A 16,057-nucleotide genomic window follows, 5' to 3' on the forward strand; every position below is an offset into this window, starting at 1 on the left:
ACGGCTCCACAAGGAGCCGTTTTGTTAACGCACCAGTGCATTATCGTAGTTTATCTCTACGCGTTCACCGAAGATCTCAATATCTGCCCACGGCTTCACAACGGGTTTCACCTTCCCCTGCTGCACTGCGCGTTCCAGCTCTTCCCGTGATAAACCATCAGGCATTTTCCAGGTATCGCCTGCCAGCTTCCAGCCGGTACCGGTTTGCGTGTACACCACAATCGTGCGGTCGCTAAACTGATAAATCACCGCTTCAGGCTTGCCGTCGCCGTTCAGATCCAGTGACATCAGTAAACAGGTTTTCCGCTCGCGGCTGCAGGAATCAAATCGGTACTGGTTATTCAGCATCGCCTGCCATAACCCCTTGTCGGGGAGAGACGTACCCGGTGCGAGTGTGAACTGCTTCTCAAGCATCCCGGCTGTCATCTTCCCTGCTCCGTCCCGGTTTCCGCTGAGAAGGCCGTACAGCTCACGCTGGCGCTTTGGCTCAGCCATAAACTGCCGATCGTATTGCAGCGTCTGCATGGCTTCGCGTCCCTTACGCCCGCTGTTGCTGAGCATATACAGGCTGACCTGATCCGCGTTGATGCGTCCGTCGTGGTAGCGCGTCATATGGCTTTCAACGCTGATACGCCACGGATCAAGCACCGGCGTATGAATCAGGATCAGGAGAATAAGCGCAAGTGACCCCGTTAGCGGGATAACAGACGCCTGCAGCTTTTGTGCCTGGCGGCGACAGAAGACAACGCTTATGCAAAATCCTACCGCCCAGACCAGCGCTACCAGCGTAATGAGCACGCCATACAGACGCTCCGGCGACCAGCCATATTGCGAAATGCGCAGCCATAACGCCCATCCTGCTAACACCGGATAGGCGGGAACGATAGCGATGGCGAGACGAACCATCCCGTTGAGAAGCGCATAGTAAGGTAGCGTCTGACGCTGCGGATGCCAGACAATCGTCACCAGAAAAAGGAGCAGTAGCGCTAAGGCGGTCAGCAGGCCCGCCGCGGATATCCGTGCGGAAATGGCCTCAAAGCCCATCACGGGCAATGCGCCAATAAACAGCAGGGCTAAGGCCGCCATCAGAGGCAACAGGCCGGTGGCGATCAGGGTAAGCAGGTTCTGTAATGCGCGCATCAAGCGCACCTGCATACGCGCCAGCACGGCGACACTGGCAGAAACCACGCCAATCGCCACTGAAATAAACCAGTCAGACTGGAAGAAAAGGCGATCAAAAAACTGAATGCCAATGAGTTTGAAGAGTTCAGCCCAGAGGAAAAGCACCAGCCAGAAGAGGCCGTTGGAGATAAAAATAGTGAGTATAGTCAGCGCGTTGTGCCAGTGCTTATCGTAAAAATCACTGTAGAACGAGGCCGTCGTCGCAGGCGACAGACACCTTTGCAGCCATGGCAACATCAATAGCATCATCAACAGAAGATGAAAGCCCCAGACAAGCACGGCCTCTTTAATTTCCCAGTGTTCAAGCCCGGACACGCTCCACTTAAGCCAGGCGCCCATACCGGCGACAACAGCGCCAACGATCGCGAGCGCCAGCCAGAGTAACGGTTTTCTGAATGACGTCACGGAAAGCGCGACAGTGGCGGTCATCGCCACCGTTGCAGGCATCACGCACAAAGACCACACCGTATCGGATGGCAATTTCGCATACGCGATGTACTCGCTAATCCCGTAGCAAATCAGCCCCTGTAGAGCGCCCACCAGCACGATGGCCAGGCGCGTTGAAGGGGATAACGTTTCACTGTTTTCCATCTCTCATCCCTTTTCCAGAAAAGCGTATTGTTTCATCAATCCGCGGACGACATGAATCGTTTTCATACTGTAACCCTTACGTAATTTTCTTACGTGTATGCGATTACATTCACATTCTTTCCGATAAAATCACCAGCCATTAACCTTTTCGGAACATTTTCCCCAACAAAAAAGCGATTCCTGCGATAATCCGCCTGCCCTGTGACTGGAGTCGCAGCGTTTTCCGTTAGTAAGGGTTTTGACCAGATACGTAAATCTATGAGCCCCGTCGCGGTTAACAACCTCAGAAAAACCCTACAATTTCAGGCAGTACATATTGGCTAAGGAGCAGTGATATGCGTGTTACTGGTTTAACCCCGCAAGATCTCAAGGCTTATGGTATTCACGACGTCCAGGAAATCGTCTACAACCCCGATTACGATACGCTGTATCAGGAAGAGCTCAATCCAGCACTGGAAGGATACGAGCGAGGTGTGTTGACTAACCTTGGTGCTATCGCCGTCGATACCGGTATCTTTACCGGTCGTTCGCCGAAAGATAAGTATATCGTCCGAGACGAAACCACCCGCGATACGCTGTGGTGGGCTGACAAAGGCAAAGGGAAGAACGATAACAAACCGCTCTCCCCGGAAACCTGGCAGCATCTGAAAGGGCTCGTCACCCAACAACTTTCCGGCAAGCGTCTGTTCATTGTCGACGCTTTCTGCGGCGCTAACGCCGACACCCGTCTTTCCGTGCGTTTTATCACCGAAGTGGCCTGGCAGGCACATTTCGTGAAAAACATGTTTATTCGTCCAACCGACGAAGAGCTGCAGACGTTCAAACCCGATTTCATCGTGATGAACGGTGCCAAATGCACTAACCCACAGTGGCAAGAGCAGGGCCTGAACTCCGAGAACTTTATCGCCTTTAACCTGACCGAGCGTATCCAGCTGATTGGCGGTACCTGGTACGGCGGCGAGATGAAGAAAGGCATGTTCTCGGTCATGAACTACCTGCTGCCGCTGCGCGGTATCGCCTCTATGCACTGCTCAGCGAACGTCGGTGAAAAAGGGGATGTGGCGGTGTTCTTCGGCCTGTCCGGCACCGGTAAAACCACCCTGTCTACCGATCCAAAGCGTCGGCTGATTGGGGATGACGAGCACGGCTGGGATGACGACGGCGTGTTTAACTTCGAAGGAGGTTGCTACGCGAAGACCATTCGTCTGTCTGAAGAAGCTGAGCCGGATATCTTCCATGCCATCCGCCGCGATGCGCTGCTGGAAAACGTCACCGTACGTGCCGACGGCTCTATCGACTTCGACGACGCATCCAAAACCGAAAACACCCGCGTTTCCTACCCGATCTACCACATCGACAACATTGTGAAGCCGGTGTCGAAAGCGGGTCATGCGACGAAGGTGATTTTCCTGACGGCGGATGCGTTCGGCGTGCTGCCGCCGGTTTCCCGCCTGACCGCCAGCCAGACGCAGTATCATTTCCTCTCCGGTTTTACCGCCAAACTGGCGGGCACCGAGCGGGGCGTGACGGAGCCAACCCCAACGTTCTCCGCCTGCTTCGGCGCGGCCTTCCTGTCGCTGCACCCGACGCAGTACGCAGAAGTGCTGGTAAAACGCATGCAGGCCTCCGGGGCGCAGGCGTACCTGGTTAACACCGGCTGGAACGGTACCGGCAAGCGTATCTCCATCAAAGATACCCGCGCCATTATCGACGCCATTCTGGATGGTTCTCTGGATAACGCTGAAACCTTCACCCTGCCGATGTTTGATCTGGCTATTCCAACGGCGCTGCCGGGCGTGGATACGCATATCCTTGACCCGCGTAACACCTATGGATCCCCGGAACAGTGGCGTGAGAAAGCGGAAACGCTGGCGAAGCTGTTTATTGAGAACTTCGAGAAGTATACCGATACCCCGGCGGGTGAAGCGCTGGTGAGTGCGGGACCGAAGCTGTAGGTAAAAGCAAAAAGGCAACGAAAGTTGCCTTTTTTAATGGTTTCTCCCTCTCCCCGTGGGAGAGGGCCGGGGTGAGGGCATCAGGCCGCACCCCGATTACCCCTCTTTCACTTGCCCCCGCGTCACCGGCACCGGCAACCAGGCGCGAATGCTCAACCCACCCCGCTCGCTGGTACCAATCTCCAGCAACCCGTTATGGTTATCAACAATACGCTGCACAATCGCCAGGCCTAAACCGGTTCCGCTGGTGCTGCGCGCGCTGTCGCCGCGCACAAACGGCTGGAACAGATGCTTACGCTGCTCGGGCTTGATACCCGGACCGTCATCTTCCACCTGGAACCAGGCGCGGTTGAGTTCCGATCCGCTGCTGACTTTAATCCAGCCATTACCGTAGCGGGCCGCATTCACCACCATATTTGCCACCGCGCGCTTGATGGAGAGCGGGTGCATACGAACCTGAATTTCACCGGCCTGAAGGTCGGTATCAATCTCACGCTCGTAGCCGCTTTCAGCCGCCACCACTTCGCCCAGCACCGCGTTCAGGTCAGCCATCTCCATCGGCATCTCCTGCCCGGTACGCAAGTAGTCAATGAACTGCTCAATGATGGCGTTACACTCTTCGATATCCTTGTTGATGGACTCGGCGAGATAACCGTCCTCTTCGCCCATCATCTCCGTCGCCAGTCGGATACGCGTGAGTGGCGTACGCAGATCATGGCTGACGCCCGCCATCAGCAGCGTACGGTCATCCGCCAGCTGTTTGACGCCAGCCGCCATATGATTAAACGCGCGCGTCACCGAACGCACCTCCGATGCGCCATATTCACGCAGCGGCGGCGGAATGATCCCTTTACCGACCTGGAGCGCAGCGTGTTCCAGGTCGACCAGCGGTCGGTTCTGTATACGGATAAACAGCCACGCGCCGCCTATCGCTAACAGCATGATGGCAAGGGTGTAGCGGAACAGCGGCGAGAAGTCGCCCTGGTGGATTTCGGTCAGCGGAACGCGCACCCAGATATTGGGCGACAGCCAGGTTTTCAGCCAGACAACCGGCGAGCTTTTATTGACCTCAACACGCACCTCCGTCGGGCCACCCAGCTGCTGCGCCATCTGCTGGCTGAGGAATTCATAGTGCTGTGCCCAGCGCAGACCCGCGTCTTCCGCCGCTTCATTCGAGTAGAGCGAAATGCCCAGTTCACGGTAGATTTCACGGCGAAACGCCGGAGGAACCACTAACTGCGTGCCGTCCTCCAGCTGCAGTTTATCGGTCATCAGCATACGCACTTCGTACGCCAGGACCTTATTAAACTGCTGAAGGCTCGGCAGGATCGCAAAGTTCAGCACCACCAGGTAGGTTGTCACCAGGCTGACAAACAGCAAGGTGACAATCAAAAGCAGGGTACGGGCAAACGAGCTTCGCGGTGAGAAGCGCATTCGCCTCATGCTTTAGCGCCGTCCGGGACGAACACGTAGCCCAGACCCCATACGGTCTGAATATAACGAGGATGCGCCGGATCTTCTTCCACCATGCGGCGCAGACGAGAGATCTGCACGTCGATGGAACGTTCCATTGCCGAGTATTCACGGCCGCGCGCCAGGTTCATCAGCTTGTCACGGGAGAGCGGCTCACGCGGGTGGCTGACCAGCGCTTTCAGTACCGCGAACTCACCGCTGGTGAGCGGCATTGGCTCGTCTTCACGGAACATCTCACGCGTACCGAGGTTCAGCTTGAACTTCCCGAACGCAATCACCGCTTCTTCCTGCGACGGTGCGCCTGGCAGTTCGTTCGCCTGACGGCGCAGCACGGCCCGAATACGCGCCAGCAGTTCACGCGGGTTAAACGGTTTAGGAATGTAGTCGTCAGCGCCAATTTCGAGGCCCACGATACGGTCGACCTCTTCCCCTTTCGCCGTCACCATAATGATTGGCATGGGGTTGCTCTGGCTGCGCAGACGGCGGCAGATAGAGAGCCCGTCTTCGCCCGGCAGCATCAGGTCGAGGACCATAAGATGGAAGGATTCACGGGTCAGCAGGCGGTCCATCTGCTCAGCGTTCGCGACGCTACGAACCTGGAAGCCCTGCTCGGTCAGATAACGTTCCAGCAGCGCACGCAGGCGCATGTCGTCATCTACGACCAGAATTTTGTAGTTCTCTTGCATTGTGTGTACTCCCAAAGGTTCGGATAGTCTAATAACAGCGTATTCTAAAAAAGTGCACGGGTTCGACCAGCGAATTCTGGTATAAATTCTAGTCGAAATTGTTACAAAGCATATTTAACAGCAGCTTATCTGCACAATTCATCACATAAATGATTATTAACGCTGTCTGATAGACTACGTGATACGTAATGTGCGCAATGTTTGCAATGAAGTCGAGTCTGAAGGTCACAGTATGAAAACGCCCCTGATCACCCGCGAAGGGTACGAAAAACTCAAAAAAGAGATGGATTACCTGTGGCGCGAAGAACGTCCGGAAGTGACCAAAAAAGTCACCTGGGCGGCAAGCTTGGGCGACCGCAGCGAAAATGCTGACTACCAGTACAACAAGAAGCGGCTGCGTGAGATCGACCGTCGGGTACGCTATCTGACCAAATGTCTCGAGAATCTTAAAATTGTCGATTATTCACCGCAGCAGGAGGGCAAAGTCTTCTTCGGCGCGTGGGTTGAGATCGAGAATGATGATGGCAATACCCTGCGCTTTCGCATTGTCGGGTACGACGAAATTTTTGGCCGTAAGGATTACATCTCCATCGATTCGCCGATGGCCCGCGCGCTGCTGAAAAAGGAGGTGGGTGATTTAGCCGTCGTCCAGACGCCTGCCGGAGAAGCGAGCTGGTACGTCAATGAGATCACCTACGTAAAATAGTCCGAGAGCGCCCTCCACGGCTGGCATTTTACCGTGTCAGCCCGTATAACTATCCCCTGATTTTTGACCCACAAGATGATAAAGCCATGATGAAAGATTCGCTCTGCCGCATTATTGCGGGTGAACTTCAGGCCAGAGCCGAACAGGTAGAAGCTGCCGTTCGCCTGCTTGATGAAGGGAACACCGTGCCGTTTATTGCACGTTATCGTAAGGAAGTCACCGGCGGTCTGGATGACACGCAGCTGCGTAACCTGGAGACCCGTCTGGGCTACCTCCGTGAACTGGAAGACCGCCGTCAGGCAATCCTCAAATCCATCGGCGAACAGGGCAAACTGACCAGCGATCTGGAAAAGGCCATTAACGGCACCCTGAGCAAAACTGAACTCGAAGACCTTTATCTGCCCTATAAACCGAAGCGCCGTACGCGCGGGCAGATTGCAATTGAAGCAGGTCTGGAGCCGCTGGCCGAGCTGCTGTGGAACGAACCGTCACACGACCCGGAAACCGAAGCGGCCAAATTTATCGATGCTGACAAAGGCGTGGCAGACGCCAAAGCGGCCCTTGATGGCGCACGCTACATTCTGATGGAGCGCTTCTCCGAGGATGCCGCCCTGCTCTCCCGTGTGCGTGATTATCTGTGGAAGAACGCCCACATCGTCTCTACCGTGGTGGCAGGCAAAGAAGAGGAAGGCGCGAAATTCCGCGACTACTTCGATCACCACGAACCTATTTCAACCGTGCCTTCTCACCGTGCGCTGGCCATGTTCCGCGGCCGTAATGAAGGCGTGCTGCAGCTCTCTCTCAACGCCGACCCGCAGTTTGATGAGCCGCCAAAAGAGAGCCACTGCGAGCAGATCATCACCGATCACCTCGGCCTGCGCCTGAATAACGCCCCGGCAGACAGCTGGCGTAAAGGCGTGGTGAGCTGGACATGGCGCATTAAGGTGCTGATGCACCTCGAAACCGAACTGATGGGCACCGTGCGCGAGCGTGCGGAAGACGAAGCAATCAACGTCTTTGCCCGTAACCTGCATGATCTGCTGATGGCCGCACCTGCTGGCCTGCGTGCGACCATGGGCCTCGATCCGGGTCTGCGTACCGGCGTAAAAGTGGCGGTGGTTGACGGTACCGGCAAGCTGGTGGCAACCGACACCATTTACCCGCATACCGGTCAGGCGGCGAAGGCCGCTGTAGTGGTGGCCGCGCTGTGCGAGAAATATAACGTTGAGCTGGTGGCTATCGGCAACGGTACGGCCTCCCGCGAAACCGAACGTTTCTACCTCGACGTGCAGAAACAGTTCCCGAAAGTGACGGCGCAGAAAGTGATCGTCAGCGAGGCCGGGGCGTCCGTCTATTCTGCATCAGAGCTGGCGGCCCAGGAGTTCCCGGACCTGGACGTCTCCCTGCGCGGTGCGGTCTCTATCGCCCGTCGTCTGCAGGATCCGCTGGCGGAACTGGTGAAGATCGACCCGAAATCCATCGGTGTGGGCCAGTATCAGCACGACGTGAGCCAGACGCAACTGGCGCGTAAGCTGGATGCGGTGGTGGAAGATTGCGTAAACGCCGTGGGCGTGGACCTGAACACCGCCTCCGTTCCTCTGCTGACCCGCGTGGCAGGCTTAACCCGCATGATGGCGCAGAACATCGTTGCCTGGCGTGATGAGAACGGTCAGTTCCAGAACCGCCAGCAGTTGCTGAAGGTAAGCCGTCTGGGGCCGAAAGCGTTTGAGCAGTGTGCGGGCTTCCTGCGCATCAACCACGGCGATAACCCGCTGGATGCGTCAACCGTTCACCCGGAAGCCTACCCGGTGGTTGAGCGCATACTGGCAGCGACCCAGCAGGCACTCAAAGACCTGATGGGCGACAGCAACGCGCTGCGCAACCTGAAAGCGGTCGATTTCACCGACGAGCAGTTCGGCGTGCCGACCGTAACCGACATCATCAAAGAGCTGGAAAAACCGGGCCGCGATCCGCGTCCTGAGTTCAAAACCGCGACCTTTGCCGACGGCATCGAGACCATGAACGACCTGCTGCCGGGCATGGTGCTGGAAGGCGCCGTCACCAACGTCACTAACTTTGGCGCTTTTGTCGATATCGGCGTGCATCAGGATGGCCTGGTGCATATCTCATCGCTCGCCGATAAGTTCGTTGAAGATCCGCATACGGTGGTCAAAGCGGGCGATATCGTGAAGGTGAAAGTGCTGGAAGTGGACCTGCAGCGCAAGCGAATCGCCCTGACCATGCGTCTGGACGAGCAGCCAGGTGAAACCAACGCGCGCCGCGGCAGTAACGGCGGTAGCCGTGAGCAGCAGCGCCCTGCCGCTAAAGGCGCGAAGCCGCGCGGGCGTGATGCGCAGCCAGCGGGTAACAGCGCAATGATGGATGCGCTGGCGGCCGCGATGGGTAAGAAACGCTAAGGTTGTAAATGCCCCTCACCCTAACCCTCTCCCCAAAGGGGAGAGGGAACTTGAACACCCTCTCCCTTGAGGAGAGGGCCGGGGTGAGGGGACAAATTATATCGCAAAAGATGAAACCGATTGCATATCCATATTTAAACCACCATTTATCACCCCGTTAACAAATAATCCCCTTTTCGTTTTCCCGTCATTTCAGCAAATATTGAGCAAGGTCAAACAGGCCGTAAATTAATACGCTTAACAACATTCCGTCACAGTTTTCATATTGCTGATAAAAACTATTCTCATTATCATCCCATAGTAGATAATTTAACCTTCCGTGGAATCAGGCATTATGCAATTCACTCCAGACAGTGCATGGAAAATTACCGGTTTTACCCGCGAAATTAGCCCGGCCTATCGGCAAAAGCTGCTGTCGCTGGGCATGCTCCCCGGCTCGTCATTCCAGGTGGTGCGCGTGGCCCCGTTAGGTGATCCCGTTCATATCGAAACCCGGCGCGTGAATCTGGTACTGCGTAAAAAAGACCTCGCATTAATTGAAGTCGAAGCCTTATCCCAATAACAAGCCAGCGGTTTCAGTGAGTCGAAAACAATGAAAAAATTAACTATTGGCTTAATTGGCAATCCTAATTCCGGCAAGACAACGTTATTTAACCAGCTCACCGGTGCACGCCAGCGTGTGGGTAACTGGGCGGGCGTAACGGTTGAACGTAAAGAAGGCCAGTTCACCACGACAGACAATCAGGTCACCCTGGTGGATCTGCCCGGCACCTACTCCTTAACCACCATTTCGTCACAAACCTCGCTCGATGAGCAGATTGCCTGTCACTATATTCTGAGTGGCGATGCGGACCTGTTAATCAACGTGGTCGATGCATCTAACCTGGAGCGTAACCTCTATCTGACGCTGCAGTTGCTTGAGCTGGGGATCCCCTGCATTGTGGCGCTCAACATGCTCGACATCGCAGAGAAACAAAAGCTGCGTATCGACGTCGACGCCCTCTCCGCGCGTCTGGGCTGCCCGGTAGTGCCGCTGGTTTCTACCCGTGCCCGCGGAATTGACGCACTGAAGCTGGCCATTGACCGCCACGCGGGCAACGCCGACGTTGAGCTGGTGCACTATGCGCAACCGCTTCTGCGCGAAGCCGGTCTGCTGGCGCAGGAGATGGACGACAGCATGCCCGCCAGACAGCGCCTGTGGCTCGGCCTGCAGATGCTGGAAGGCGATATCTACAGCCGCGCCTATGCGGGCCATGCCGCAGACAAACTGGACGTGGCGCTGGCGCGTCTGAGCGATGAGCTCGATGACCCGGCCCTGCACATCGCCGACGCGCGCTATCAGGCCATCGCCGCCATTTGCGACGTGGTCAGTAATGCCCTGACGGCTGAGCCAAGCCGCTTTACGGCCGCCGTGGACAAGATTGTGCTTAACCGCTTCCTCGGTTTGCCAATCTTTTTACTGGTCATGTACCTGATGTTCCTGCTCGCCATTAACATCGGTGGCGCGCTACAGCCTATTTTCGATGCTGGTTCTGTGGCGATATTTGTCCACGGTATTCAGTGGCTGGGCTACACCCTGCACTTCCCGGAATGGCTGACCATTTTCCTCGCCCAGGGGATCGGTGGTGGTATCAACACCGTTCTGCCGCTGGTACCGCAAATCGGCATGATGTACCTGTTCCTCTCGTTCCTAGAGGACTCCGGTTACATGGCGCGTGCGGCTTTCGTGATGGATCGTCTGATGCAGGCCCTGGGTCTGCCGGGTAAATCCTTCGTCCCGCTGATTGTCGGCTTCGGCTGTAACGTGCCGTCGGTAATGGGTGCGCGCACGCTTGATGCGCCCCGCGAACGTCTGATGACCATCATGATGGCGCCATTTATGTCCTGCGGGGCTCGACTGGCTATCTTTGCGGTCTTTGCCGCGGCCTTCTTTGGTCAGGAAGGGGCACTGGCGGTCTTCTCGCTGTATGTGCTGGGCATCGTGATGGCGATCCTGACCGGGCTCATGCTTAAACACACCATCATGCGCGGGGAAGCGTCGCCGTTTGTGATGGAACTGCCGGTGTATCACGTGCCGCATCTGAAAAGCCTGGCGATCCAGACCTGGCAGCGCCTGAAAGGTTTTGTGCTGCGCGCCGGTAAAGTGATTGTTATCGTCAGCATCTTCCTGAGCGCGCTGAACAGTTTCACCCTGAGCGGGCAGGCGGCGGATAACATCAACGACTCCGCCCTCGCCTCCGTGAGCCGCGTCATTACCCCGGTGTTTAAACCGATTGGCGTGCATGAAGACAACTGGCAGGCGACTGTTGGCCTGTTCACCGGCGCGATGGCAAAAGAGGTGGTGGTCGGCACCCTGAACACGCTTTACACCGCTGAGAATATCCAGGAAGAAGAGTTTAACCCGGCAGCGTTCCACCTCGGTGATGAACTGCTCGGCGCGGTGGAAGAGACCTGGCAGAGCCTGAAAGACACCTTCAGCCTGAGCGTACTGGCGAACCCGATTGAAGCCAGCAAAGGCGACGGCGAAATGGCCACCGGTGCCATGGGCGTGATGAGCGAGAAATTTGGCAGCGCGTCAGCGGCCTACAGCTACCTCATCTTTGTCCTGCTCTATATTCCGTGCATCTCGGTGATGGGGGCGATAGCCCGTGAGTCCAGCCGCGGCTGGATGGGGTTCTCCATCCTGTGGGGCTTGAACATCGCCTACTCGCTGGCGACGCTCTTTTACCAGACCGTTAACTTCAGCCAGCATCCGCGCTACAGCCTGGTCTGCATCCTGGCGGTTGTGCTGTTTAACGTGCTCGTTCTCGGTCTGCTACGCCGGGCACGCAGCCGCGTCGATATCAACCTGCTGGCAAACCGTAAAACCGCCGCGACCTGCTGCAACAGCCCGGCGGGCGATTGTCACTAGGGGGAGCCATGGCATCGTTGATTCAGGTTCGTGATTTACTGGCGTTGCAGGGGCGCATGGAGGCAAAACAGCTGAGCCTCAGCCTGCATACGCCGCAGCCGATGATCGATGCCATGCTGGAAAGACTGGAAGCGATGGGGAAAGCCATACGTATTCAGGAAGAGCCGGACGGTTGTCTGTCCGGCAGTTGTAAACATTGCCCGGAAGGGAAAGCCTGTCTCAGGGAGTGGTGGGCACTTCGTGACTGAAGGCGATCAACGCTGAACAAAATTCGGCAGGATGCGAGATAAACGGCGCATGGGCCGCTTTGGCGATTGTCAGCGATTGACTCTCTGGCCACAGTTCATCCAGCAGTGGTACCACTTTGCGTGGAACCAGCCCATCCAGATAACCATAAATGCGCAGGTGCGGCACCGCCAGCGCAGTCAGCGGCTCACGCAGGTCGACCGTTTTCAGTAATTCGAGTCCCCCGTTCAGCACCTCCACATCCGGCATCGGCAGCGACAGCACGGTCTGCTTCAGCAGACGAGCATCCTTACGGGCGCTCTCTGTCCCCATCGTCTGCAGGGCCAGGAAGCGTTCTACCGTTCGCTGGTAATCTTCGCTCAACTGCCGCTGGAAGTTGCTCAGTACGTCCGGCTTAATACCCGGCCACTCCTCCTGCGCACTGAAGTTCGGCGACGAGGCCACCGTTACCAGCGCCTGCACGCGTTCAGGATTCGTTAATGCAACCTCACTTGCCACCAGCCCGCCCAGACTCCAGCCGAGCCAGATAGCCTGTTGCGGTGCGGCGGCCAGAACCTGCTGCGCCATTTCGTCAAGCGACATCGCCCCATAGCCGCGGCTGCGGCCAAAACCGGGTAAATCCACCAGATGCAGCGTGAAATGCGAGGCAAGTTCCTCATTTACGCAATGCCATACTTCCGCATTCAGTCCCCATCCGTGCAACAGCACAAGATGGCGATTTCCCGTCCCTACGGTCTGCCACCACAGCGTCTTCATCAGTTACTGTTCTCTTTTTTACATGGAGGTTGTCTATGCTAACAGTGCCCGGCTTGTGCTGGCTATGTCGAATGCCACTTGCGCTGAGCGCGTGGGGAGTCTGTTCCGTCTGCACGCGTTCGCTGGCAAGCCGCATCACGACCTGCCCGCAGTGCGGTTTACCGGCGTACAGTCCACAGTTTCCCTGCGGTCGCTGCCTGAAAAAGCCACCACCGTGGAGCGCCCTGGTGGCGATCGATGATTACGTTCCACCGTTAAGCAGGCTTATCCACGCGCTGAAGTTTTCCGGCCAGATTGCGCTGGCTCGCCCTCTCGCCCGCCTGTTATTGCTGGCGGTGTTGCAGGCACGGCGCACGCGCGCGCTGCCGAAAGTGGATATGGTGCTGAATGTGCCCTTATACCGGCGCCGTCACTGGCGACGCGGCTACAACCAGAGCGACCTGCTCTGTCGCCCGCTCGCCCGGTGGCTCGGCTGTCAGTACCCAGCCGCTGCGCTGACGCGCCGCCATGCCACTGCCATTCAGCATCAGCTGAGCGCCCGGCTTCGCAAAAGGAACCTCAAAAACGCCTTTCGCCTTGAATTCGCCGTCAAAGGGCTCCATATCGCGATTGTGGATGATGTCGTCACCACAGGCAGTACCGTTGCTGAACTTTCCCGACTGCTTTTGCAAAGCGGCGCCGCGTCGGTTCAGGTATGGTGTCTGTGCCGTACCTTGTAGCCCTTCTCCAATGGGCGTATGATTATACCCAGGTAATTTAGTCAACTATTAGGCCAAAGCTATGATCCGTATTTCCGATTCTGCACAAGCGCACTTTGCCAAACTGCTGGCAAATCAGGAAGAAGGGACGCAGATCCGCGTGTTTGTGATCAATCCAGGCACTCCGAATGCAGAATGTGGTGTCTCTTATTGTCCGCCAGACGCGGTGGAAGCAACTGACACTGCCCTTAAATTTGACCAGCTCACGGCATATGTTGATGAGCTGAGCGCGCCGTATCTTGAAGATGCGGAGATCGACTTCGTCACCGACCAGCTGGGCTCGCAGCTGACGCTGAAAGCGCCAAACGCCAAAATGCGTAAAGTATCTGACGATGCCCCGCTGATGGAGCGCGTAGAGTATCTGCTGCAATCCCAGATTAACCCGCAGCTGGCCGGCCACGGTGGTCGCGTTTCCCTGATGGAAATCACCGACGAAGGCTACGCAATTCTGCAGTTTGGCGGCGGCTGTAACGGTTGCTCCATGGTCGATGTGACCCTGAAAGAAGGGATCGAGAAGCAGCTGCTGAACGAGTTCCCGGAACTGAAAGGCGTGCGTGACCTGACCGAACACCAGCGCGGCGAGCACTCTTACTACTGATTCATTGCCCGTCTGTATTGCCCGGTGGCGCTGCGCTTACCGGGCCTACAAAAATAGTGCGGTCTGATGCCCTCACCCCGCCCCTCTCCCACGGGAGAGGGTGAAAACATTAAAAACGGTAACCTTGCGGTTACCGTTTTGCGTTTACCTCCATATGTTGACCTGCGTCTCATAATTTAAATTTTGCCCTCCAGGGTGATTCTCAATCACGTCATGTTACCCGTATCATTCTCATGGGCACTAAACACACTCATAACAGCCGACTAAACTAAATAGTTTCCAAGGTATCAGTATTAGTGCCGTTAACCACTCTGTTCCCAGTTGGGACAACCGGAACGTGTCGTTGAAACAATGACGTTACCCATAACAATTCAAAGGCCAGGTAAATCATGCCATTAGTCATCGTTGCTATCGGTGTTGTGTTATTACTGCTCTTGATGATCCGTTTCAAAATGAACGGGTTTATCGCTCTGGTTCTGGTGGCACTTGCAGTCGGTCTGATGCAAGGGATGCCGCTGGTCAAAGTTATTAGCTCCATTAAAGCGGGTGTCGGCGGCACGCTCGGCAGCCTGGCGTTGATCATGGGCTTTGGCGCCATGCTCGGCAAAATGCTGGCGGACTGCGGTGGTGCACAGCGTATTGCCACCACGCTTATCGACAAGTTTGGTAAGAAGAACATCCAGTGGGCAGTTGTGTTAACCGGTTTTACCGTCGGTTTCGCACTGTTCTATGAAGTGGGCTTCGTGCTGATGCTGCCGCTGGTCTTCACCATTGCGGCGGCGGCGAGCATTCCGCTGCTGTATGTCGGTGTGCCAATGGCAGCAGCGCTGTCCGTGACGCACGGCTTCCTGCCACCGCACCCGGGCCCAACCGCTATCGCCACCATTTTCCACGCCGATATGGGTAAAACCCTGCTGTTCGGTACGATTCTGGCCATCCCAACCGTGATTCTGGCAGGCCCTGTTTATGCCCGCTTCCTGAAAGGCATTGATAAGCCGATTCCGGAAGGTCTGTACAGCGCGAAAACCTTCACCGAAGAAGAAATGCCTGGCTTTGGCGTCAGCGTCTGGACCTCTCTGGTCCCGGTGATCCTGATGGCGATGCGCGCCGTGGCAGAGATGGTTCTGCCGAAAGGTCACGCGTTCCTGTCCGTTGCTGAGTTCCTCGGCGACCCGGTGATGGCCACGCTGATTGCGGTGTTGATCGCGATGTTCACCTTCGGCCTGAACCGCGGCCGTTCCATGGATCAGATCAACGACACGCTGACCTCTTCCATCAAAATCATTGCCATGATGCTGTTGATCATCGGCGGTGGCGGTGCGTTCAAGCAGGTTCTGGTCGATAGCGGTGTGGATAAATACATCGCGGCCATGATGCATGAAACCAACGTGTCGCCGCTTCTGATGGCCTGGTCTATCGCCGCAGTTCTGCGTATCGCGCTGGGTTCTGCAACCGTTGCGGCAATCACCGCGGGCGGTATCGTTGCGCCACTGATTGCCACCACGGGCGTCAGCCCTGAGCTGATGGTTATTGCCGTCGGTTCCGGTAGCGTGATTTTCTCACACGTGAACGACCCGGGCTTCTGGCTGTTCAAGGAGTACTTCAACCTGACTATCGGTGAAACCATCAAGTCCTGGTCCGCGCTGGAAACCATTATTTCGGTGTGTGGTCTGGTCGGGGTGCTGCTGTTGAATATGGTGGTCTGATGCCATAAGTCGGGTGGCGGCTTCGCCTTACCCGACCTAATCGCTCCATGTAGGCCCGGTAAGCGTAGCGCC

Annotated in this window: 13 protein-coding genes; 9 read left to right on the plus strand and 4 right to left on the minus strand. The window is 56.5% G+C overall.

Annotation, left to right across the window (positions count from 1 at the left end):
• Nucleotides 1-24 precede the first annotated feature (24 nt).
• The gene (locus ACOTZF_RS16725; protein ID WP_129252535.1) at nt 25-1,773 is read right to left on the minus strand and encodes a DUF4153 domain-containing protein; all 1,749 of its coding nucleotides are present in this window, start codon (nt 1,771-1,773) and stop codon (nt 25-27) included.
• Between the two features lie 335 nt (nt 1,774-2,108).
• Here ACOTZF_RS16725 and pckA point away from each other — a divergent pair, with 335 nt between their 5' ends.
• A complete protein-coding gene (gene pckA, locus ACOTZF_RS16730) occupies nt 2,109-3,728 on the plus strand; it encodes a phosphoenolpyruvate carboxykinase (ATP) (RefSeq protein WP_014833557.1) in 1,620 nt (539 codons plus the stop codon).
• A gap of 96 nt (nt 3,729-3,824) precedes the next feature.
• Here the strand turns inward: pckA and envZ are convergent, their stop codons facing one another.
• The gene (gene envZ / locus ACOTZF_RS16735) at nt 3,825-5,171 is read right to left on the minus strand and encodes a two-component system sensor histidine kinase EnvZ (protein WP_029882169.1); all 1,347 of its coding nucleotides are present in this window, start codon (nt 5,169-5,171) and stop codon (nt 3,825-3,827) included.
• Nucleotides 5,168-5,887, minus strand: a complete 720-nt coding sequence (ompR, locus tag ACOTZF_RS16740; protein WP_006177890.1) for a two-component system response regulator OmpR — start codon at nt 5,885-5,887, stop codon at nt 5,168-5,170. Before ompR ends, envZ begins: the two co-directional genes overlap by 4 nt.
• Nucleotides 5,888-6,119: 232 nt before the next feature.
• Here ompR and greB point away from each other — a divergent pair, with 232 nt between their 5' ends.
• The 5 genes from greB (at nt 6,120) to feoC (ending at nt 12,169) form a co-directional block, all read left to right on the plus strand.
• Nucleotides 6,120-6,593: a transcription elongation factor GreB gene (gene greB, locus ACOTZF_RS16745; protein WP_013099090.1), complete on the plus strand. Its 474-nt coding sequence runs from the start codon at nt 6,120-6,122 to the stop codon at nt 6,591-6,593.
• Nucleotides 6,594-6,679: 86 nt separating this feature from the next.
• Nucleotides 6,680-9,010: a Tex family protein gene (locus tag ACOTZF_RS16750; protein ID WP_129252537.1), complete on the plus strand. Its 2,331-nt coding sequence runs from the start codon at nt 6,680-6,682 to the stop codon at nt 9,008-9,010.
• 334 nt (nt 9,011-9,344) lie between these two features.
• The gene (gene feoA / locus ACOTZF_RS16755; RefSeq protein ID WP_010436417.1) at nt 9,345-9,572 is read left to right on the plus strand and encodes a ferrous iron transporter A; all 228 of its coding nucleotides are present in this window, start codon (nt 9,345-9,347) and stop codon (nt 9,570-9,572) included.
• A gap of 30 nt (nt 9,573-9,602) precedes the next feature.
• Nucleotides 9,603-11,921: a Fe(2+) transporter permease subunit FeoB gene (gene feoB, locus ACOTZF_RS16760; RefSeq protein WP_129252539.1), complete on the plus strand. Its 2,319-nt coding sequence runs from the start codon at nt 9,603-9,605 to the stop codon at nt 11,919-11,921.
• 8 nt (nt 11,922-11,929) lie between these two features.
• Nucleotides 11,930-12,169, plus strand: a complete 240-nt coding sequence (gene feoC, locus ACOTZF_RS16765; protein ID WP_013099093.1) for a [Fe-S]-dependent transcriptional repressor FeoC — start codon at nt 11,930-11,932, stop codon at nt 12,167-12,169.
• Here the strand turns inward: feoC and bioH are convergent.
• Nucleotides 12,141-12,923 (minus strand): pimeloyl-ACP methyl ester esterase BioH, encoded by a 783-nt coding sequence (bioH, locus tag ACOTZF_RS16770; RefSeq protein ID WP_038420750.1) that lies wholly within the window; start codon nt 12,921-12,923, stop codon nt 12,141-12,143. The genes feoC and bioH overlap by 29 nt on opposite strands.
• Nucleotides 12,924-12,958: 35 nt before the next feature.
• On the opposite strand from bioH, the gene gntX reads away from it, so the two are divergent.
• The 3 genes from gntX to gntT all read left to right on the plus strand — a co-directional run bounded on the left by gntX (nt 12,959) and on the right by gntT (nt 15,985).
• Nucleotides 12,959-13,642 (plus strand): DNA utilization protein GntX, encoded by a 684-nt coding sequence (gene gntX, locus ACOTZF_RS16775; protein ID WP_038420751.1) that lies wholly within the window; start codon nt 12,959-12,961, stop codon nt 13,640-13,642.
• A 61-nt stretch (nt 13,643-13,703) separates the two neighbouring features.
• Nucleotides 13,704-14,279: a Fe-S biogenesis protein NfuA gene (gene nfuA / locus ACOTZF_RS16780; RefSeq protein WP_013099096.1), complete on the plus strand. Its 576-nt coding sequence runs from the start codon at nt 13,704-13,706 to the stop codon at nt 14,277-14,279.
• A gap of 389 nt (nt 14,280-14,668) precedes the next feature.
• Nucleotides 14,669-15,985 (plus strand): gluconate transporter, encoded by a 1,317-nt coding sequence (gene gntT / locus ACOTZF_RS16785; protein WP_013099097.1) that lies wholly within the window; start codon nt 14,669-14,671, stop codon nt 15,983-15,985.
• Nucleotides 15,986-16,057: the final 72 nt, after the last annotated feature.

The sequence above is a fragment of the Enterobacter cloacae complex sp. SHL021 genome (assembly GCF_049237765.1).
GTDB lineage: Bacteria > Pseudomonadota > Gammaproteobacteria > Enterobacterales > Enterobacteriaceae > Enterobacter > Enterobacter cloacae.

Bases quoted from the DNA above. Each gene is read 5' to 3' on its own strand.
- feoB (WP_129252539.1), top strand. From the start codon at position 9,603: ATGAAAAAATTAACTATTGGCTTAATTGGCAATCCTAATTCCGGCAAG.
- ompR (WP_006177890.1), bottom strand. From the start codon at position 5,887: ATGCAAGAGAACTACAAAATTCTGGTCGTAGATGACGACATGCGCCTG.
- gntT (WP_013099097.1), top strand. From the start codon at position 14,669: ATGCCATTAGTCATCGTTGCTATCGGTGTTGTGTTATTACTGCTCTTG.
- pckA (WP_014833557.1), top strand. From the start codon at position 2,109: ATGCGTGTTACTGGTTTAACCCCGCAAGATCTCAAGGCTTATGGTATT.
- nfuA (WP_013099096.1), top strand. From the start codon at position 13,704: ATGATCCGTATTTCCGATTCTGCACAAGCGCACTTTGCCAAACTGCTG.
- feoC (WP_013099093.1), top strand. From the start codon at position 11,930: ATGGCATCGTTGATTCAGGTTCGTGATTTACTGGCGTTGCAGGGGCGC.
- ACOTZF_RS16725 (WP_129252535.1), bottom strand. From the start codon at position 1,773: ATGGAAAACAGTGAAACGTTATCCCCTTCAACGCGCCTGGCCATCGTG.
- envZ (WP_029882169.1), bottom strand. From the start codon at position 5,171: ATGAGGCGAATGCGCTTCTCACCGCGAAGCTCGTTTGCCCGTACCCTG.
- bioH (WP_038420750.1), bottom strand. From the start codon at position 12,923: ATGAAGACGCTGTGGTGGCAGACCGTAGGGACGGGAAATCGCCATCTT.
- greB (WP_013099090.1), top strand. From the start codon at position 6,120: ATGAAAACGCCCCTGATCACCCGCGAAGGGTACGAAAAACTCAAAAAA.
- feoA (WP_010436417.1), top strand. From the start codon at position 9,345: ATGCAATTCACTCCAGACAGTGCATGGAAAATTACCGGTTTTACCCGC.
- ACOTZF_RS16750 (WP_129252537.1), top strand. From the start codon at position 6,680: ATGATGAAAGATTCGCTCTGCCGCATTATTGCGGGTGAACTTCAGGCC.
- gntX (WP_038420751.1), top strand. From the start codon at position 12,959: ATGCTAACAGTGCCCGGCTTGTGCTGGCTATGTCGAATGCCACTTGCG.